This is a genomic window from Paraburkholderia sp. SSBN10T (genome assembly GCF_056619545.1).
Window position 1 is genome coordinate 1 of sequence record NZ_JBWQQI010000039.1, and the last position, 18,020, is coordinate 18,020.

General features: G+C 61.6%; 16 protein-coding genes. 11 read left to right on the forward strand and 5 right to left on the reverse strand.

What is annotated here, in order from left to right; translation table 11 throughout:
- Positions 1 to 170: 170 nt before the first annotated feature.
- The 3 genes from imuA to AC1ECK_RS35450 are packed head-to-tail and all read left to right on the forward strand — an operon-like array spanning position 171 to position 5,445.
- A complete protein-coding gene (gene imuA, locus AC1ECK_RS35440) occupies positions 171 to 878 on the forward strand; it encodes a translesion DNA synthesis-associated protein ImuA (RefSeq protein WP_480327752.1) in 708 nt (235 codons plus the stop codon).
- Positions 808 to 2,289 (forward strand): Y-family DNA polymerase, encoded by a 1,482-nt coding sequence (locus AC1ECK_RS35445; RefSeq protein ID WP_480327754.1) that lies wholly within the window; start codon positions 808 to 810, stop codon positions 2,287 to 2,289. Before imuA ends, AC1ECK_RS35445 begins: the two co-directional genes overlap by 71 nt.
- A 6-nt stretch (positions 2,290 to 2,295) precedes the next feature.
- Complete coding sequence (locus AC1ECK_RS35450) at positions 2,296 to 5,445, forward strand: error-prone DNA polymerase (RefSeq protein WP_480327755.1); 3,150 nt, start codon at positions 2,296 to 2,298, stop codon at positions 5,443 to 5,445.
- A gap of 117 nt (positions 5,446 to 5,562) precedes the next feature.
- Here AC1ECK_RS35450 and AC1ECK_RS35455 read toward each other — a convergent pair whose 3' ends face one another.
- Both AC1ECK_RS35455 and AC1ECK_RS35460 read right to left on the reverse strand, forming a co-directional pair.
- A complete protein-coding gene (locus AC1ECK_RS35455; protein ID WP_480327756.1) occupies positions 5,563 to 6,498 on the reverse strand; it encodes a dTDP-4-dehydrorhamnose reductase family protein in 936 nt (311 codons plus the stop codon).
- An 11-nt stretch (positions 6,499 to 6,509) separates the two neighbouring features.
- Positions 6,510 to 6,713, reverse strand: coding sequence for a heavy-metal-associated domain-containing protein (locus AC1ECK_RS35460; protein ID WP_480327758.1), 204 nt, complete (start codon positions 6,711 to 6,713; stop codon positions 6,510 to 6,512).
- 223 nt (positions 6,714 to 6,936) lie between these two features.
- On the opposite strand from AC1ECK_RS35460, the gene cueR reads away from it, so the two are divergent.
- The 3 genes from cueR to AC1ECK_RS35475 all read left to right on the forward strand — a co-directional run bounded on the left by cueR (position 6,937) and on the right by AC1ECK_RS35475 (position 8,533).
- A complete protein-coding gene (gene cueR, locus AC1ECK_RS35465) occupies positions 6,937 to 7,365 on the forward strand; it encodes a Cu(I)-responsive transcriptional regulator (protein ID WP_480327760.1) in 429 nt (142 codons plus the stop codon).
- 312 nt (positions 7,366 to 7,677) lie between these two features.
- Positions 7,678 to 7,824 (forward strand): DUF3563 family protein, encoded by a 147-nt coding sequence (locus tag AC1ECK_RS35470; RefSeq protein ID WP_074265275.1) that lies wholly within the window; start codon positions 7,678 to 7,680, stop codon positions 7,822 to 7,824.
- A gap of 328 nt (positions 7,825 to 8,152) precedes the next feature.
- Positions 8,153 to 8,533 carry a hypothetical protein gene (locus AC1ECK_RS35475; protein ID WP_480327762.1) on the forward strand — a complete coding sequence of 127 codons (381 nt, stop codon included), beginning with the start codon at positions 8,153 to 8,155 and terminating at the stop codon, positions 8,531 to 8,533.
- 18 nt (positions 8,534 to 8,551) lie between these two features.
- Here the strand turns inward: AC1ECK_RS35475 and AC1ECK_RS35480 are convergent, their stop codons facing one another.
- On the reverse strand, positions 8,552 to 9,397 hold the full coding sequence (locus AC1ECK_RS35480) for a 23S rRNA (adenine(2030)-N(6))-methyltransferase RlmJ (RefSeq protein WP_480327764.1): 846 nt from the start codon (positions 9,395 to 9,397) through the stop codon (positions 8,552 to 8,554).
- A 207-nt stretch (positions 9,398 to 9,604) separates the two neighbouring features.
- On the reverse strand, positions 9,605 to 10,576 hold the full coding sequence (locus AC1ECK_RS35485; protein ID WP_480327766.1) for a potassium channel beta subunit family protein: 972 nt from the start codon (positions 10,574 to 10,576) through the stop codon (positions 9,605 to 9,607).
- 278 nt (positions 10,577 to 10,854) lie between these two features.
- On the opposite strand from AC1ECK_RS35485, the gene AC1ECK_RS35490 reads away from it, so the two are divergent.
- Complete coding sequence (locus AC1ECK_RS35490) at positions 10,855 to 11,652, forward strand: 3-hydroxybutyrate dehydrogenase (RefSeq protein ID WP_137954891.1); 798 nt, start codon at positions 10,855 to 10,857, stop codon at positions 11,650 to 11,652.
- 10 nt (positions 11,653 to 11,662) lie between these two features.
- Positions 11,663 to 12,901 (forward strand): DUF3734 domain-containing protein, encoded by a 1,239-nt coding sequence (locus AC1ECK_RS35495; RefSeq protein ID WP_480327769.1) that lies wholly within the window; start codon positions 11,663 to 11,665, stop codon positions 12,899 to 12,901.
- A gap of 139 nt (positions 12,902 to 13,040) precedes the next feature.
- Here AC1ECK_RS35495 and AC1ECK_RS35500 read toward each other — a convergent pair whose 3' ends face one another.
- Positions 13,041 to 14,240 (reverse strand): amino acid aminotransferase, encoded by a 1,200-nt coding sequence (locus tag AC1ECK_RS35500; protein WP_480327771.1) that lies wholly within the window; start codon positions 14,238 to 14,240, stop codon positions 13,041 to 13,043.
- A 361-nt stretch (positions 14,241 to 14,601) separates the two neighbouring features.
- Here AC1ECK_RS35500 and uvrB point away from each other — a divergent pair, with 361 nt between their 5' ends.
- From uvrB to AC1ECK_RS35515, 3 genes are all read left to right on the forward strand, one after another.
- Positions 14,602 to 16,695, forward strand: a complete 2,094-nt coding sequence (uvrB, locus tag AC1ECK_RS35505) for an excinuclease ABC subunit UvrB (RefSeq protein ID WP_480327773.1) — start codon at positions 14,602 to 14,604, stop codon at positions 16,693 to 16,695.
- Between the two features lie 377 nt (positions 16,696 to 17,072).
- Complete coding sequence (locus AC1ECK_RS35510; RefSeq protein WP_480327775.1) at positions 17,073 to 17,621, forward strand: iron transporter; 549 nt, start codon at positions 17,073 to 17,075, stop codon at positions 17,619 to 17,621.
- Positions 17,622 to 17,662: 41 nt separating this feature from the next.
- Positions 17,663 to 17,995, forward strand: coding sequence for a cupredoxin domain-containing protein (locus tag AC1ECK_RS35515; RefSeq protein WP_480327777.1), 333 nt, complete (start codon positions 17,663 to 17,665; stop codon positions 17,993 to 17,995).
- Positions 17,996 to 18,020: the final 25 nt, after the last annotated feature.

Sequence of the window (18,020 nt, forward strand, 5' to 3'; positions counted from 1 at the left end):
AGTCCCCTAAGCTTCAATTCTCAACCTCCTCCCAATCCCCTTTAAAAAACTGTATAAAAACACAGCATATCGACACTCGACACCGACCATCACACTCTAAAAGTGTCAGTTCGCACCTAGGAATTTACGTGTAGGATACTGTATATATATACAGGTTTATCCCACACCCAATGTCAGCCATCGCTATCGGTGCCGAAGAGATTCATCCATCGCTCTGGCGAGCCTCTCAGCTTTCACGCGGGCGTGGGGGTACGGTGGATACAGGCTATCCGGCACTGTCAACGGAGTTGCCCGGCGGCGGCTGGCCAGTTGGCGTGCTGATCGATTTGCTGGTTCAGCAGGCTGGCGTTGGAGAAATGCGGCTGTTGCGGCCCGCGCTTAGCTCACTTGGTGAGCGGCCCATTGCGCTGGTCCAGCCACCACATATTCCAGATGGGCTGGGACTGGGGTATATCGGCCTGTCGCTCAATCGCTTGCTGCAAATCACGCCTTCCAAAATCGCTGACGCCCTGTGGTCGGCCGAGCAGATCCTGCGTGCCGGCAGTTGTGGGGCGTTGATTTTGTGGGCACAGCACGCGCGGTCGTCATCGTTACGGCGTCTGCATCTGGCTGCGCAGTCCTCCGAGACGCTGTTCATCATGGTCCGACCGCTCACGGTCATTCAGGATTCGTCACCGGCCATACTACGGTTGGCTTTACGACCGGCCGCGGAAGGCCTGATGGTCGATATCGTGAAACGACGAGGTCCAACACGCGCGGAGCCTTTGTCGATTTCACTCCAACCCACTCCAGTTTTGCTTTCCCGTCATGCGCGTCTTTCTCGCCGTCCACTTGCCGAAGTTGTCCCTCGAAGTCTTCCGGCCGAGGTGGTTGTCTGAGCCGGCGCACGGCAGTGCCGTGCTCGAGAAAGACAGGGTGGTGATCGCAGACCGCGCGGCACGTGAGGCGGGTGTGTTGCTGGGCATGAAGCGCGGCGGTGTCGTGACGCTATCGCCGGAAACCGTGATATACGAGCGCGACGTTGCCCGTGAAGCGGCTGCGCAACGAGAAGTCGGTGTGGCGTTGATGAAATTTTCGCCTGATGTCGCACTGCTCGATGAGGCAACGGTCATCGTCGAAGTCGGCGCGAGTCTGCGGCTTTTCGATGGTCTGCTGTCGCTGTGCCGGCAGGCCAAGGCGATACTCGACACCTTCGGGGTGACTGCGCGCATCAGTGTTGCGCCAACCGGGCAGGGCGCATGGCTGCTAGCGCAATACGGGCGGGGACGAGGTGTGCGCAGAGTCTTGCAGCTCGCCTCGCTCGAGCGCGTGTTGTTACCGCTACCGATGTTCGCGGTGCCGGAGATCCACCCGTTCACTGACTGGTTTGCCGGCCTGGGCTGCGAGACGATTGCCGACGTGCGTCGCCTGCCGCGCGCGGGTTTGCAGCGCCGCTGCGGCGAACATCTGCTGGATTCGCTGGATCGCGCCTTCGGCACGGCACCGGAGTTGTTCGACTGGCTTGAGTTGCTGCCCACGTTTTCCGCACGCATCGAATTGCCCGACCGGCTCGAACATGCGGACGGCGCGGTGTTTGCCGCGCATCGGCTGATCGTGCAGTTGTGCGGCTGGCTGAGCGCCAGGCAACTGGCGCTCAGCGCGGTCACGTTGTCCATCGAGCACGAACGCGGCAGGCAGGCGTTGCCGCCGACGCTAATCGAAATCGCACTCGGTGAACCGACATGGCGCGAAGACCATCTGCTGCGGCTCTTGAAGGAGCGGTTGCATCGCGTGGAACTCGTTGCGCCCGCTATTGCGTTGCGACTCGACGCATCGAAGGTCGAGCCGGCCGCGCCGGATTCGGACAGCCTGTTTCCCGAACCCGGTGGCTCGCCGGAAGAGCACGCACGCCTGATCGAATTGCTGATCGCGCGTCTTGGCGACGAGAACGTGCTGCGACCCGCACCGACAGCGGATTACCGGCCGGAGGTCGCGAATCGCTGGGTGCCGGTTAGCCAGGCGGCGAAGAACATCGCGCTGCCCGATAGCCTGCCGCGGCCGACGTGGATGCTGGCCACGCCCTTGCGTTTGCTGATGCGTCAGCATCGTCCCTTCTATGGTTCGCCGCTGCGCATGGTGTCGCCGGCCGAGCGTATCGAAGCCGGCTGGTTCGACGGCGAACTCGTCACGCGCGATTACTTCGTCGCGCAAGCCGATGATCGCAGTTGCTACTGGATTTACCGCGAGCGCATCAGCAGCCGCAATGCCGAAGAGGCGCCGCGCTGGTTTCTTCACGGTTTGTTCGGATGAGGCGCAATGGACTCGACCTTCACTGCGCTGCCGGCGTATGCCGAGCTGTTCTGCTTCTCCAACTTCACGTTCCTGCACGGCGCGTCGCATGCGGATGAACTCGTCAAGCGCGCAGTGCAACTGGGTTACGCGGGACTCGCTGTCACCGATGAATGCTCGCTTGCGGGCGTCGTGCGTGCGCACGTCGCGGCTAAAGAAACAGGCTTGCCGCTAGTCATCGGCTCTTATTTTCACTTGCGCAATGCCGACGGCTCGCCCGCGTTCGGACTGATTCTGCTCGCGCAGAACCGTGAGGGCTACGGCAATCTGTCGGAGCTGATTACGCTTGCGCGGACCCGCGCGCCAAAGGGCGAATACCGGCTGACGCCGCACGATCTGTCACGGCCCGAGCGCGACAACGCGCATTTGCGCGGCATGCCCGACTGTCTCGCGATTCTGGTGCCGGCGTTTCCCGCCAAAGAAGAGGCGCTCGAAGCGCAAATTGAATGGCTCGACAAGACTTTTCCTGAGCGCGCGTGGGTGGGTCTCGTGCTGCATCAGCGAGCGATGGACGATATTCATCGCGGTGCGATCGAGTACGTTGCGGATCGTCAGAATGTGCCGGTCGTCGCACTCGGCAACGTTGTGATGCATGTGCGCTCGCGCAAGCCGTTGCAGGACACGATGACGGCAATTCGCGTCGGCAAGCCGGTTCATGAGTGCGGCTACGATCTCGCGCCGAATGCCGAGCAGCATTTGCGCTCGCGGTTGCGCATTGCGAATCTCTATCCCGAGCACACCCTGCGCGAAACGCTCGACGTACTCGGCAGATGCAAGTTCTCGCTCGATGAGTTGCACTACGAATATCCCGATGAGCTCGTGCCCGAAGGCTTCACGCCCACCGCGTACCTTCGTCAGGAGACCTATGCCGGAGCGAAGCAGCGCTTTCCTGACGGCATCCCGGATAAGTTTCAGCAACAGATCGAACACGAACTGGCACTCATCGCGGACCTGCAGTACGAGCCGTATTTTCTGACGGTCTATGACATCGTGCGCTACGCGCGCAGCCAGCGCATTCTGTGCCAGGGGCGGGGCTCGGCGGCCAGCTCCCTCGTGTGTTATTGCTTGGGCATCACCGAGGTGGATCCGGCGCGCAGCAACATGTTGTTCGAGCGCTTTATTTCGAAAGAGCGCGGGGAACCGCCGGATATCGACGTCGACTTCGAGCATCAGCGGCGCGAAGAGGTGATCCAGTACATCTATCGCAAGTATGGGCGTGATCGCGCGGCGATTGCGGCGGCGGTGTCGACATACCGGCCGCGTGGCGCGTTGCGTGAGACAGGCAAGGCGCTGGGTATCGATCCGCAGATCGTCGATGCGGTCGCAAAGTCTCATCACTGGTTCGACAATAGTCACGATCTGCTGAAGCACTTTGAAGAGACGGGTCTCGATCCGGAGAAACCGTTGATTCAGGCCTGGGCGAGACTCGCGTCGCAATTGCTCAACTTTCCGCGCCATCTGTCGCAGCATTCCGGCGGCTTTGTGATCAGCCGCGGCAAGCTGACACGTCTCGTGCCGGTCGAGAACGCGGCAATGGCGGATCGCCGGGTGATCGAATGGGACAAGGACGATCTTGAATCGCTCAAACTTCTCAAGGTCGATGTGCTTGCACTCGGCATGCTGTCGGCAATCCGTCGCACGCTCGATCTCGTATCGGCGCGGCGCGGCGAGCGCCTCGAGATGCAAGACATAGCCGATGGTGACGAAGAGACGTACGACATGATTTGCCGCGCCGACACCATCGGGGTGTTCCAGATTGAATCGCGGGCGCAGATGAGCATGCTGCCGCGTTTGCGCCCGCGCACGTACTACGATCTCGTCATCGAGGTGGCCATTGTGCGTCCTGGGCCGATTCAGGGCGGAGCGGTGCATCCTTACCTGCGTCGGCGCCAGGGATTGGAGCCAGAAATTTATCCGAGCGACAAACTGCGGGAAGCCTTGGAGCGCACGAAGGGCGTGCCGATCTTCCAGGAGCAGGTGATGCAGGTGGCGATGATCGCGGCCGGCTTCACGCCAGGCGAAGCCGATGAGCTGCGTCGTGCGATGGCTGCATGGAAGCGCAAGGGCGGCCTGGAGAAGTACTACGATCGCATCATCAACGGGATGCAGGAACGGGGCTACGAGCGAAGCTTTGCTGAAGCGATCTTCGAGCAGATCAAGGGTTTTGGCGAATATGGTTTTCCGGAAAGCCATGCGGCGAGTTTCGCCTTGCTCGTCTACACCAGCAGCTGGTTGAAGTGCCATGAACATGAGGCATTTCTTGCGGCTATGCTCAACAGCCAGCCGATGGGTTTCTACTCGCCGTCGCAACTCGTACAGGATGCGCAGCGGCATGGCGTCAAGGTATTGCCGGTCGATGTGACCATCAGCGGCTGGGACTCGACGCTCGAACCGATCGAAGGGGCAGAGCGCCCCGCCGTGCGTCTTGGGCTGTCGATGCTGCGCGGCATGAGCGATGGTGCCGCCGAGCGCATCGAGCATTCACGCGCGCTGCGGCCGTTCAGGAGCGTGTACGATCTGGCGCGTCGTGCCCAGCTCTCCCGGCACGATCTGCAGGTGTTGGCTGAGGCGAACGCGCTGATAGTGCTGGCGGGCAATCGTAGAGAAGCATTGTGGCATTCGGTGGCCGCTGTACCCGATAAGGACTTGCTGGCCGGTGCCGCAGTGCAAGACGATACTCCCGAACTGGGCAAGCCTTCGGAAGCGAGCGAGATCGTCGCGGACTACCGGTCCGTGGGGTTGACGCTCGGCCGTCATCCGCTCGAACTGCTGCGGCCTCAACTGTTGGCCAATCGGCTGGTACCGGCAGCGACGCTACATAGTTATCCTGATGGAAGACTGGCGCGCGGCTGCGGCATTGTCAGGATGCGGCAGCGGCCGGGTACGGCGAAAGGGGTCATCTTCATGACGCTCGAAGACGAGACCGGCAATGTCAATGTAATCGTATGGCCGGCTTTGCTGGAGAGGCAGCGCAAGGAGGTATTGGGGGCGGCGCTGCTCGCGGTGTACGGCGTTTGGCAGCGTGAAGGGGAGGTGCAGCATCTTGTTGCGCAACATCTGGTTGATATGTCGCATCTGCTGGGTGGGCTGCAGTTCACGAGCAGGGATTTTCGCTGAAAACCTGTTTCGCCGGATTCAGGCTGCGCGGAAAAGCCGATTTGGGCGGGAAGGCCGCGCTGTCTCAACGGGCCATGCTGCCTGTCGCGGCTCGCCACGGCGAGCCGCAATTTCGACCTATGCCGTCTGGCTGCCGTCATTGCCTCGCCAGGGAAACTTCTCCAGTACTTGTCGGATCGCCGTATCGAACGGCGTGCGACGGCCGATGCCGAGCGCTTCGAGACGACTCGAATCAAGATGGCAGTTATGTGGGCGTGGGGTCGCATCCGTCGGCGTGTGCTGTGGCGTGAGCCGGGCCTCGAGTTGCAGCGCCTCGGCAAGGCGGATTGCAATCTCGTACTTCGTCATCGGCTCATCCCCCGACCATTGCACGATGCCGCGAATCGCGTCGCCATTCGCATGCTGTTCGAGCATCTGACGGATCACGAACGCCACGTCGGGTGTAAACGTCGGGTAACGGATCGCCCACGCGTCCATCAGAGCCGCCTTTGCCTCTGGCGACGCCCCCGCCGATGCCGCAACGGCCGGCACCAGACTGGTCACGGCCGATTCCGTCCAGTCGACGATCGGCCCATATAGCAACGGCAAACGCAGGACACAACCGAAATCGGTCGTCTCAGCGAGCGCCCGCTCACCGTCGAGCTTGCTGTGGCCATAGGCGTTGAGCGGCGACGGCTGGGCGTCAAAGCGGTAGGGCGGGTGCGCGCCGTCGAACACATAGTCGGTGGAGATCGACAGCACCCACGCACCGCGTTGTCTGGCTGCCTCGGCCACGCTGCGCACGGCGTCGACGTTCAGTGCGCGGGCCAGCGCCGGATCGTGTTCGCAGACATCCGGACGGCGTTCGGCCGCCGCAATGACGATCGCATCGGGCGCCTCGCGCTCGACAAACTGTTTGACCGCCTCTGCATCGCGAATGTCGAGCAGGACGTTGCGCGGGCCGACGCGGCGGAACCCGGTCGAAACGACTTGCCAGTCCGCCTGCTGCGCCAGCTCGTCGACGAGGGCGCGGCCCAGCAAGCCGGACGCGCCGATCACTGCAACCTTGAACATGCGAGCTCGCCTCAGTGAGTCTCGACGACCGTATAGCCTGCCTCGTCAATGGCTGCCTTGAGCGCATCGGCCGGCTGTGCGGATTCGACTGCCACACGGCCGGTCGCGAGATCGACCTTGACTTGCGCGGCGCCGTCCTGTTCGCGAATTGCGTTGGTCACTGCGGCCACACAATGCTGGCAGCTCATGCCTTCTACCTGAAATTCGATCGTCATCTGCTTTGCCTCGAGAAACGTGAAGGGTGAAACGGTTGAATTATGCCCGCCGGGACACACCTGAGTGGCTGACCTTCCCATTGTGGGAAGGTGTAGGATCGGTAGACACAGCTTTGCATGGGACCAGAGTAGTGCGCTAAAGCGCTAACTCTGGTCGACCGCGTAACGCATGGGGCCAGAGTAAGTGCTGAAGCACTAACTCTGGCCGACAGGGGAAACAGTCATGAACATCGGTGAAGCGGCCCGCGCCTCGGGCGTCACGGCGAAAATGATTCGCTATTACGAAAGTGTCGGCTTGCTGGCGGCGAAATCCCGTACAACGGCGGGGTATCGCGTGTACGGCACTCAGGAAGTGCATTCTTTGCGCTTTATTCGTCAGGCGCGGCGTCTGGGCTTTCTCGTCGAGGATATCCGCCGTCTGCTGGCCTTGTGGCAGGACCGCTCGCGCGCGAGCGCCGAAGTGAAGGCGATTGCGCTCGAACACGTCGCGGATCTCGAGCGCCGCATCGCCGAGCTGACGGAGATGCGCGATACGCTTTCGCACCTCGCTGACCACTGTCACGGCGACGAGCGGCCCGATTGTCCGATCATCGAAGGTCTTGCGGCTTCTGAGATGGCTGTTAGTCATGCTTGCGGACCGGTAAATGAGTGACGAATGAGCGTCGAATGATGAAAGGTGCAACCGCGGCGATGATTCGTTGCAACCACCCCACACAATTGCACGATATTGGTGCGTTTCCATGGTGCGATTCCGTAAAAATCGAACCGATGCTCTGTTAACTCCATGTAAATCAATTACTTGCCTTGAAATTCAGGATGCACCATTCCAAAACGGAATGCACGCCATTCGGGCATTTCACTAGCCAGGTTGCACCAGAAGCCTATAATCCGGGTTAACCCTTCATAAGGGAAATCCCTGATGCCCAATCCACCGGGGATTCATATCTGATCCTTGGAGAACATCATGTTTGCATACCTTCTTGAAAAGCTGAGCACCTGGTTTGAAACCGCTGAACGTAGCCGCCGTGAGGCTTATCTCGCGTCGTCGTCGGACATCGTCCAGCTCGAACAGCGCATCCGCTCGCTCGAAACGAACGGCTACTCGCTGTAAAGCAGTCTGAAGTCTGTCTGACCGGCAGCGCCGCTCGTCCCTCATCCCGCAAGGGGATTTTCTTCGAGGCGCGTAGCCGCAGTAGTAGAGCGTAAGGCCCCGTATCGACGGGGCTTTGTCACATCTGGCGTCTGTGTTTCGGCGTTTGCATTTCGTTCGCGGCTCACCATCCGCTCACCAAGTCTGCACATTAAGGCCGCTCATTAAGGCCGACCACTGGCCGACCTCCGCGTGCCGTTCAATCTCGACTAGCTTGAACGTTGCCACCGCGGTAAGGTAAAGCGTTTTCTGCACAATCCGGCATTCCCGCAACCAACCCGGTCCGCTCATGGCTCCTGTCCGATTGATTCGCGCCTTGCAGGGCGCCGTTGTCCCCGCGCTGTGCGCCGCGGTTTCGCTGCTGGCGCTAGCCTCACCCGTGGCATTTGCTGCCTCGTCGAGCGGCGGGCAGCCGTTGATACTCGATACGCAGCACGGTATCAGCGACGGCAAGAGCGGCACGGTGCTGCAGACTGCGCCGCTTTCACACGAGCGGATCGTGCAGGCCCAGCCGATAGCGACGCCGACCGAACTAACGCCGAACTCGTCCGGGCCGCTGATCGTCGCGCCCTATATCCAGTTGCCGGCAGGAGGCAGCGGGAACGGAGGAAGTGGAGCGTCGGCGCAGCATTCGAACCCGCAGCCTCGTTCGGCGCCGTCGGCGCAGTAGAGTCTGAACCGGCCTGGTTCAGTCGCCGCGGTGTTCCAGCTTGAATTGCGCGGCTTTGTCCTGTCCGAGCGTCTGCACCAGCCACGGCATGGTGTCTTTCAGTGTTTTAGCCAGGGTGTACGGTGGGTTCAGGATGAACATGCCGCTGCCGAACAGCCCAAACCCATCTGAGGGAGGATTGCTGACGGTCAGCGTGACGTGCAGCCAGTTGCGCTCCTGCAGACGCTTCAACTGATCTGGAAAGCGCTGCGATTCCGGGCGCGTGACTTGCGGGTACCAGATCGCATAGGTGCCGGTCGCAAATCGCTTGAGACTTTCCTCGACGCAATTCAGTGTGCGGGTGTAGTCGCGCTTGTCCTCGAATGACGGGTCGATCAGCACCAGCGCGCGGCGCGGCGGCGGCGGCAACAAAGCCTTCACGCCGTCGAAGCCATCTCCGGCGTACAGCATGGCGCGCCGGCCGGCATCGCGGAAATTGTGCTGCAGCACGTCGATCTCGGTGGTGTGCAGTTCGAACAGGCGCATGCGGTCCTGTTCGCGCATCAGCCGCCACGCAAGATACGGCGAACCGGGGTAGAAGCGCAGGTTGCCGTCGGCGTTCAGCGCCGCGACTTCATCCACATAGTCAGCCAGCATCGGGGGCAGGTCGGTACGACCCCATAGCTTGGCGATACCTGTCTCGAATTCGCCCGTTTTGGTGGCGTAGCCTTCCTTCAACGAGTAGACGCCGGCCCCTGCGTGCGTGTCGATGTACCAGTACGCCTTGTCTTTCTGGGCGAGGTAGCGCAACAACTGCACGACGACGGCGTGCTTGAGGACGTCGGCATGATTGCCTGCATGGAAGGCGTGGCGGTAACTAAGCATGATGAGGTGAGACTCGAAAGAGGGCGCGCCGGTCGATTGGGCCGCGCTTCAGGCTCCGCGGTCGGGGGCCTGAAGCAGCGAGGCGCCGCGTTGCGACCGGATGGGCACGTGCAATGCGGTCGCGTATTGTACGCGAGCCCGCTTCGCAGCCCGAACCGCTCGCCCCCGGACGCCGCAAAAGGTGTGCCGCTCGCGCGGCCGCAACGCTCAGTCGTACGCGTCGCCGACGATCTCTTCGATCTTCAGCTTGATCTCCGGCGTGATTTTCGCCGCGACCTCCTGCGCCTTCATGTTCTCGGCGATCTGCTCGACCCGCGACGCGCCGGTGATCACCGTGCTGACATGCGGGTTCTTCAGAATCCAGGCAATCGCAAGCTGGCCAACCGTGCAACCGAGCTCGTCCGCGAAGCTGCCGAGCTTGCCGACCACGCTGTTCTTGCCGGCATCCGTGACCTGCTTGCGCAGCCAGTCGTAGCCTTGCAATTGGGCGCGGCTGTCGGCCGGCACGCCGTCGCGGTACTTGCCGGTGAGCAACCCCGAGGCGAGCGGGCTCCACGTTGTCAGCCCAAGGCCGATGTCCTCGTAGAGCCGGTGGTATTCCTGCTCCACGCGCTTGCGGTGGAACAGGTTGTACTGCGGCTGTTCCATGACAGGCTTGTGAAGATGATGCCGTTCCGCGATGTCATAAGCCGTCCGGATCTCGTCCGCGCTCCATTCGGAGGTGCCCCAGTAGAGCGCCTTGCCCCGTGTAATCATGTCGCTCATCGCCCAGACCGTTTCTTCGACCGGCGTGTTCGGGTCGGGCCGGTGGCAGAACGCGAGATCCACATAGTCGAGTTGCAGACGCTCCAGCGACGCGTCGATCGCGTTCAACAGATACTTGCGGTTCAGCGTGTGATACTGGTTGGGCGCCTCCTGCAGGCCCCAGAAGAACTTGGTCGACACCACGTAGCTAATGCGCGGCCACGCCAGTTCTTTCAGCGCCTGCCCCATGATCTGTTCGGACTTGCCGCCGGCGTAGGCCTCGGCGTTGTCGAAGAAATTAACCCCGGCGTCGCGTGCGGCCGCCAGCGATTCGCGCGCCGCGTGCGTGTCCACCTGATTGCCGTAGGTCACCCAGGAACCGATGGACAGTTCACTGACCTGCAGGCCGGAGCGGCCGAGTCGTCGATAGTTCATGCACTTCTCCTTAAGGGGTGATGCAACGGGCATCCAATCCGAGCAGCGGAATCGGGCGCCGAATGGGGAGCAAACCGGGGCGCGGAATCAGGCGCAACCCGGACAGTTTAAAGAGATATGGATTTGTGCGTGATTTCCCGATGCCTTTCCCAGGGTTCATGCACAATAGCAAAGTTGGCCGCAGTGCAGCATCGTCTGAACGGCCTATGCCGTCCGGTCAGCTTCACGCCGCCTGCGTGTCGTGGTGTCATTGCTCATCAACTGTATGGAGGCTCTGGATGTCGTCACTGAACACGAATCTGAATGGCAAGGTCGCGGTCGTCACGGGCGCGGCGAGCGGGATCGGCAAGCAGATCGCGCTGACATTGTCGGCCGCGGGCGCTGCGATTGCGATCGCCGACTTGAATCAGGACGGCGCGAACGCCGTTGCTGAAGAGATCAAACAGGCCGGCGGCAAGGCCATCGGCGTCGCCATGGACGTCACCAACGAAGAAGCCGTCAACCAGGGTATCGACAAGGTGGCCGCTGAATTCGGCTCGGTCGACATCCTGATTTCGAACGCCGGCATCCAGATCGTCAATCCTATCGAGAACTACGCGTTTTCCGATTGGAAAAAAATGCAGGCGATTCACGTCGACGGTGCGTTCCTCACTACCAAGGCGGCCTTGAAGCACATGTACAAGGATGATCGCGGCGGTATTGTGATCTACATGGGTTCGGTCCACTCGCATGAAGCTTCACCGCTGAAGTCGGCGTATGTCGCGGCCAAGCATGCCTTGCTGGGTCTGGCGCGCGTGCTGGCCAAGGAAGGCGCGAAGCACAACGTGCGCTCGCATGTCGTCTGCCCGGGCTTCGTGCGTACGCCGCTGGTCGACAAGCAGATTCCTGAGCAGGCCAAAGAACTGGGCATCAGCGAAGAAGAAGTGATTCGCAACGTGATGCTTGGCGGTACGGTGGACGGCATCTTCACCACGGTGGAAGACGTCGCGCAAACCGTGCTGTTCCTCTCCACCTTCCCGAGCGCGGCCTTGACCGGCCAGTCCTTTATTGTGAGCCACGGCTGGTTCATGCAATAAGGAGGCGGCTATGGCGCAACGCAATGTCAAGCGGGCGCGTGCCGGCATCCTCGGCGACGGGGATGGCGAGCACGCCGGAGCAGCGGCTGGCGTTCGCGCCGGCCACCATATCCAATTGCCTCAATACGAAACCATCGCGCTGATGCTGCAAGGCGGTGGCGCGCTGGGCGCCTACCAGGCCGGCGTATACCAGGGCCTCGACGAGGCCGGCATCCAGCCGAACTGGATCGCCGGTATTTCGATCGGTGCGCTCAACACGGCGATCATTGCCGGCAATGCGCCGGAGCATCGCGTGACCCGGCTGCTCGAATTCTGGGAGACAATCTGTCAACCCGCTTTCGCGCCGCCATTGCCGCCGTTCATCGAGCAGGCGCTGTTCAACTCCAACGAGACGATCCGCAAGGCTTTCACGGCCATGCAGGCCACCGGGGCAATCGTCCAGGGGCAGAAGGGCTTCTTCGTGCCGCGCTTTCCGCCGCCCTTGCCGAGCGTTTCCGGGTCGCCGCAAAACGCCAGCTACTACGACACGTCGGCCATGAAAACGACGCTCGAAACGCTGTGCGATTTCGACCGGATCAACTCGGGTGAAACACGCGTTTCGGTGGGAGCCGTGAATGTCGGTACGGGTAACTTCGCCTATTTCGACAACACGCGGATGAAACTGCGACCAGAGCACTTCATTGCCTCGGGCTCGCTGCCGCCGGGTTTCGGTGCGACGGAAATCGATGGGGAGTACTACTGGGACGGCGGCCTGATGTCGAACACGCCGCTCTACGAAGTGATACAGACCACGCCGCGTCGTGACACGCTCGCGTTTCAGGTGGATCTGTGGAGCGCTATCGGGCCTGTGCCGGACAACCTGACGGATGTACAGGGGCGCATGAAGGACATCCAGTACTCGAGTCGCACGCGTCTCGTGACCGACATGCTGCAGCGCTCGCAACGTTTCCGGCATGTATTGCGCGAGGTGCTCGACCGTGTTGCGCCGGAACATCGCGACGATCCCTGGTGCAAACTCGCCGATGAACTGTCCTGTTCGAAGCGCTACAACGTCGTCCATCTGATCTACCGGCAGAAGGAGTACGAAGGGCATTTCAAGGACTTCCAGTTCGGCCTGTCCACCATGCAGGAACACTGGGAAAGCGGCTTGCAGGACATCCGCGCTTCTCTGGCGCAACCGGACTGGCTGGCGATGCCTGAAAACGACGCCGGTTTCGTCACGCACGACATTCACCGCGACAAGCGCTGACGCGGCGGTTCTTGCGTTGCGGTGGTTCAGCACCAGATAAAAGCGGCGCCCAGATCATCATCTGGGCGCCGTTTTTTTTTACAGCAAAGCCAAAGCGGGGAGCGCACGGCGCTAATCCGCGCCGCATTCCCTCACGGCATTACTTCAGAACGTGTGCAATCGCGCCGGCGACAACGTCGAGATTGCGCGTGTTCAGCGCAGCCACGCAGATGCGGCCCGTGCTCACGGCGTAGATGCCGAACTCTTCACGCAGACGGTCCACTTGCGCCGACGTCAGGCCCGAGTACGAGAACATGCCGCGTTGCGAGTTCACGAAGCTGAAGTCGCGGTCCACGCCGCTTGCCTTCAGGCGTTCAACCAGCCCGTTGCGCATCGCGCGGATACGGTCGCGCATTTCGCCGAGTTCCGTCTCCCACAAGGCGCGCAGGTCCGGCGAGCCGAGCACTGCGGCGACCACCGAGCCGCCGTGCGTGGGCGGGTTCGAGTAGTTCGTGCGGATCACGCGCTTGAGTTGCGACAGCACGCGGGTCGCTTCTTCCTTGCTGCTCGTGATGATCGACAGCGCGCCGATGCGCTCGCCGTACAGCGAGAACGACTTCGAGAACGACGACGAGACGAACACGTTCAGTTCAGCTTGCGCGAAGAGGCGCACCGCGGCAGCGTCCGATTCGATGTTGTCGCCGAAACCCTGATAGGCGATGTCGAGGAACGGTACCAGTTCACGCGCCTTGACCACTTCGACGACCTGCTGCCATTGGGCCGCGGTCAGGTCGACGCCGGTCGGGTTGTGGCAGCACGCGTGCAGCACGACAACCGTGCCGGCTGCATAGCCGTTCAGCGCGCTCAGCATGCCTTCGAAGTTCACGCCGTTGGTTTGCGCGTCGTAGTACGGGTACGAGACGACTTCGAAGCCCGCGCTTTCGAACAGTGCACGGTGGTTTTCCCAGCTCGGGTCGCTGATCGCCACCTTGGCGGCCGGGTTCACGCGCTTCAGGAAGTCGGCGCCGATCTTCAGCGCACCCGTGCCGCCCAGTGCCTGCGCGGTGACCACGCGGCCCGCGGCGATCAGCGGCGAGTCGTTGCCGAGAAGCAGCTTTTGCACCGCGGCATCATAGGCGGCAATGCCTTCGATCGGCAGGTAGCCGCGCGGCAGCGCCGCTTCGACACGTGCCTTTTCCGCATCGCGCACGGCGCGCAGCAGCGGAATCTTGCCTTCTTCATTGAAGTACACGCCCACGCCTAGGTTGACCTTGGTGGTGCGCGCATCTGCGTTGAAAGCTTCGTTCAGGCCCAGGATCGGGTCGCGGGGAGCAAGTTCGACGGCGGAGAACAGAGACATGATGGTTCGGCAGTAGTGAAAAGAGGGACGGCTTCAGGCGTGGCTATGCCCCGGAAGTGAATGCATGTGCGGGCTTTGCGGTGACGCAGGCAGGGCACAGGCAGACAGGACGGTTCGGACAGGCCGAAGCCGGGGCGTCAGCAGCGAGCGCAGCATGCCATTGTAGCGAATCCTGGCGGGTTTTTTGGCCCATCCTGTCCACGGAAGTGGTCTATTTGCTTGAAAAACAGCGCTTTGGCGCCAGATTTGACGCGCTTGCGGCGTCTGGCTTGCGGCGTCTGTTACCCGCCAGTCATGCGCTCAGCCCCCGCTCGCGCAAACCGCTAGAATAGTCCTTTGCCCTGGCCTTGGTGCCGCACACATGTCCGAACATCATCTGACTGAAGTCAACGACGCTCTCGACGAGTCGAAATTCGTGACGTTCGAAGGCTCGCCGTTCCAGCTCTACCAGCCGTACCCGCCCGCCGGCGACCAGCCTACTGCGATCGACACGCTCGTCGAAGGGGTCGAGGACGGTCTGTCGTACCAGACCCTGCTCGGCGTGACCGGTTCGGGCAAGACTTTCACGATGGCCAATACCATCGCGCGGCTCGGGCGGCCGGCGATTGTGTTCGCGCCGAACAAGACGCTCGCGGCCCAGCTTTACTCGGAGTTTCGCGAGTTTTTTCCGCGCAACGCGGTCGAGTACTTCGTCTCGTACTATGACTACTATCAGCCGGAAGCGTATGTGCCGCAGCGCGACCTGTTCATCGAGAAAGACTCGTCGATCAACGAGCATATCGAGCAGATGCGGCTGTCGGCCACCAAGAGCCTGATGGAGCGGCGCGATGTAGTGATCGTGGCGACGGTGTCGGCGATCTACGGTATCGGTAACCCGTCCGAATATCATCAGATGATTCTGACGCTGCGCACCGGCGACAAGATCGGTCAGCGCGACATCATCGCGCGGCTGATCGCGATGCAGTACAACCGCAATGAAACCGAGTTCCAGCGCGGCGCGTTCCGCGTGCGCGGCGACACGATCGACATCTTCCCGGCGGAGCACGCGGAAATGGCCGTGCGGGTCGAACTGTTCGACGACGAAATCGACACGCTGCAACTGTTCGACCCGCTGACGGGCCGCGTGCGTCAGAAGATTCCGCGCTTCACCGTCTACCCGTCGTCGCACTATGTCACGCCGCGCGAAACCGTCATGCGCGCCGTGGAAACGATCAAGAGCGAATTGCGCGAGCGGCTGGAGTTTTTCTACGGCGAAGGCAAGCTGGTGGAGGCGCAGCGCCTCGAGCAGCGCACCCGTTTCGATCTGGAAATGCTGCAGGAGCTGGGCTTCTGCAAGGGCATCGAAAACTATTCGCGGCACTTTTCAGGCGCGGCGCCGGGCGAGCCGCCGCCGACGCTGGTCGACTACCTGCCGGGCGACGCGCTGATGCTGCTCGACGAATCGCACGTGCTGATCGGCCAGTTGAACGGCATGTACAACGGCGACCGGGCGCGCAAGGAAAACCTCGTCAACTACGGTTTCCGGCTGCCTTCGGCGCTGGATAACCGGCCGCTCAAGTTCAACGAGTTCGAGCGCAAGATGCGCCAGGTGGTGTTCGTCTCCGCCACTCCCGCCGATTATGAGCAAAAGACGGCCGGGCAGGTGGCCGAACAACTGGTGCGGCCGACCGGCCTCGTCGACCCCGAAATCGAAGTGCGTCCGGCGCGCACCCAGGTCGACGACGTGCTCTCGGAGATCAACGAGCGCGTCAAGGCGGGCGACCGTGTTCTGGTGACGGTGCTCACCAAGCGCATGGCCGAGCAGTTGACCGAGTTTCTTGCCGATCACGGCGTCAAGGTGCGCTATCTGCACAGTGACATCGATACGGTCGAGCGGGTCGAAATCATCCGCGATCTGCGCCTCGGCACGTTCGACGTGCTGGTGGGGATCAACCTGTTGCGCGAGGGCCTCGACATTCCGGAAGTGTCGCTGGTGGCGATTCTCGATGCGGACAAGGAGGGCTTCCTGCGCGCCGAGCGCTCGCTGATCCAGACCATCGGCCGGGCCGCGCGGAACGTCAACGGCCGGGCGATCCTGTACGCGGACCGCATCACCGATTCGATGCGCCGGGCCATCGACGAAACCGAGCGGCGCCGTACCAAGCAGATCGCCTTCAACGAGAAGATGGGCATCACGCCGCGTGGCGTGGTCAAACGCATCAAGGACATTATCGACGGCGTCTACAACGTCGATGAAGCCCGTGCCGAACTGAAGGAGCAGCAACAGCGCGCCAAGTTCGAGGACATGTCCGAGAAGCAGTTGTCGAAGGAACTGAAGCGGCTCGAGAAGCAGATGATGGAGCACGCCAGGAACCTCGAATTCGAGAAGGCGGCTCAGACGCGCGACGAACTGGCGCTGTTGCGTCAACGGGTATTCGGCGCCAATGTCGGCGACCATCTGACCGGTACGAACTGATCGACGTATCGCGCTGGACCGTTTGTTCGGTCCAGCGGCTTGGCCCTGCGGCGTTTGACCCAGGTGCGCATGACACAGCAGCGCGCCTGCCTTCATCCTTCCTACCCCGTTCCGACTCCGGTCGAAGCCATTCCGTAAGGCTTCGTCTCGCGGCCTTGTCGGAGAAATTTCCCGCCCACGCTTCCTGTCAGCTCTTGTCCTGCAAGGACTTCGCGCCATCCCAGTTTGTTCTCAACCTCAAAGAATGATAAACTCCGCTCAATATTGAGAATCGTTCGCATTAACATTAGTAATTTCATGAAATGAAATTGCATGGAACGCGGTGCGCCGCTTTCAGCCCGGCTTTCGTCGTCTCAGTCTAAAAACAAGGAGTTTCAATGCGGGTTTCTTCATTCCTGTGCGGCGGCATGGCTGCCGTCGCTGCGATGGCAGCCATCTCGGCAACGGCCGCCGAATATCCGATCGGCAAGCAACAGATCCAGGGCGGCATGGAAATCGGCGCCGTCTACCTGCAGCCGATCACGATGGAACCGGAAGGCATGATGCGCAAGGCATCCGATTCGGACGTCCACCTCGAGGCCGATATCCACGCCGTCAAGAACAACCCGACCGGTTTTGCCGAAGGCGACTGGATGCCTTATCTGCAAGTGGGCTACGAGTTGTCGAAGGCTGGCTCGTCCCAGACGCAGAAGGGCGACCTGATGGCAATGGTGGCGAGCGACGGCCCGCACTACGGCGACAACGTCAAGCTGCAAGGCCCCGGCAAATACCACCTGAAGCTCTTCATCGCGCCGCCGATGCAAACCGGTCACATGGCTTTCGGCCGTCACGTCGACAAGGAAACCGGCGTGGGTCCGTGGTTCAAGCCGTTCACGCTCGAGTACGACTTCACGTACGCAGGCATCGGCAAGAAGGGTGGGTACTAAATGATTCACCGCGCGACGCACCGCGCCTTCCGGAAGGACCAATGAGAATCAATCGAAAGATCGCCATCCTCGCCATGACGGGCTTGCTGGTCGGCGCTGCGCATGCCGCCGACCTGCCGACCTTCAAGCTGGAAATGACGGACGGCAAGCTCAATCCGGCGCGTATCGAGGTGCCGGCCGGCCAGCGCATCAAGATCGAAGTGCGCAATTCGGGTAAGGGCGCTGCCGAGTTCGAAAGCGTCCAGTTGCGCAAAGAGAAGGTGCTCGCGCCGGGCGCGGAATCGTTCGTGGTGATCGCACCGTTGTCGCCTGGTGAGTACAAGTTTTTCGACGATTTCCACCAGCAGGCGCAAGGCGTGATCGTCGCGAAGTAGTCGAAGCGAGGCCCGGCGAAGCGGG

Excerpts from the sequence above, each read along its gene's own strand:
- imuA (WP_480327752.1), top strand. The coding sequence starts at position 171 with ATGTCAGCCATCGCTATCGGTGCCGAAGAGATTCATCCATCGCTCTGG.
- AC1ECK_RS35445 (WP_480327754.1), top strand. The coding sequence starts at position 808 with ATGCGCGTCTTTCTCGCCGTCCACTTGCCGAAGTTGTCCCTCGAAGTC.
- AC1ECK_RS35450 (WP_480327755.1), top strand. The coding sequence starts at position 2,296 with ATGGACTCGACCTTCACTGCGCTGCCGGCGTATGCCGAGCTGTTCTGC.
- AC1ECK_RS35455 (WP_480327756.1), bottom strand. The coding sequence starts at position 6,498 with ATGTTCAAGGTTGCAGTGATCGGCGCGTCCGGCTTGCTGGGCCGCGCC.
- AC1ECK_RS35460 (WP_480327758.1), bottom strand. The coding sequence starts at position 6,713 with ATGACGATCGAATTTCAGGTAGAAGGCATGAGCTGCCAGCATTGTGTG.
- cueR (WP_480327760.1), top strand. The coding sequence starts at position 6,937 with ATGAACATCGGTGAAGCGGCCCGCGCCTCGGGCGTCACGGCGAAAATG.
- AC1ECK_RS35470 (WP_074265275.1), top strand. The coding sequence starts at position 7,678 with ATGTTTGCATACCTTCTTGAAAAGCTGAGCACCTGGTTTGAAACCGCT.
- AC1ECK_RS35475 (WP_480327762.1), top strand. The coding sequence starts at position 8,153 with ATGGCTCCTGTCCGATTGATTCGCGCCTTGCAGGGCGCCGTTGTCCCC.
- AC1ECK_RS35480 (WP_480327764.1), bottom strand. The coding sequence starts at position 9,397 with ATGCTTAGTTACCGCCACGCCTTCCATGCAGGCAATCATGCCGACGTC.
- AC1ECK_RS35485 (WP_480327766.1), bottom strand. The coding sequence starts at position 10,576 with ATGAACTATCGACGACTCGGCCGCTCCGGCCTGCAGGTCAGTGAACTG.
- AC1ECK_RS35490 (WP_137954891.1), top strand. The coding sequence starts at position 10,855 with ATGTCGTCACTGAACACGAATCTGAATGGCAAGGTCGCGGTCGTCACG.
- AC1ECK_RS35495 (WP_480327769.1), top strand. The coding sequence starts at position 11,663 with ATGGCGCAACGCAATGTCAAGCGGGCGCGTGCCGGCATCCTCGGCGAC.
- AC1ECK_RS35500 (WP_480327771.1), bottom strand. The coding sequence starts at position 14,240 with ATGTCTCTGTTCTCCGCCGTCGAACTTGCTCCCCGCGACCCGATCCTG.
- uvrB (WP_480327773.1), top strand. The coding sequence starts at position 14,602 with ATGTCCGAACATCATCTGACTGAAGTCAACGACGCTCTCGACGAGTCG.
- AC1ECK_RS35510 (WP_480327775.1), top strand. The coding sequence starts at position 17,073 with ATGCGGGTTTCTTCATTCCTGTGCGGCGGCATGGCTGCCGTCGCTGCG.
- AC1ECK_RS35515 (WP_480327777.1), top strand. The coding sequence starts at position 17,663 with ATGAGAATCAATCGAAAGATCGCCATCCTCGCCATGACGGGCTTGCTG.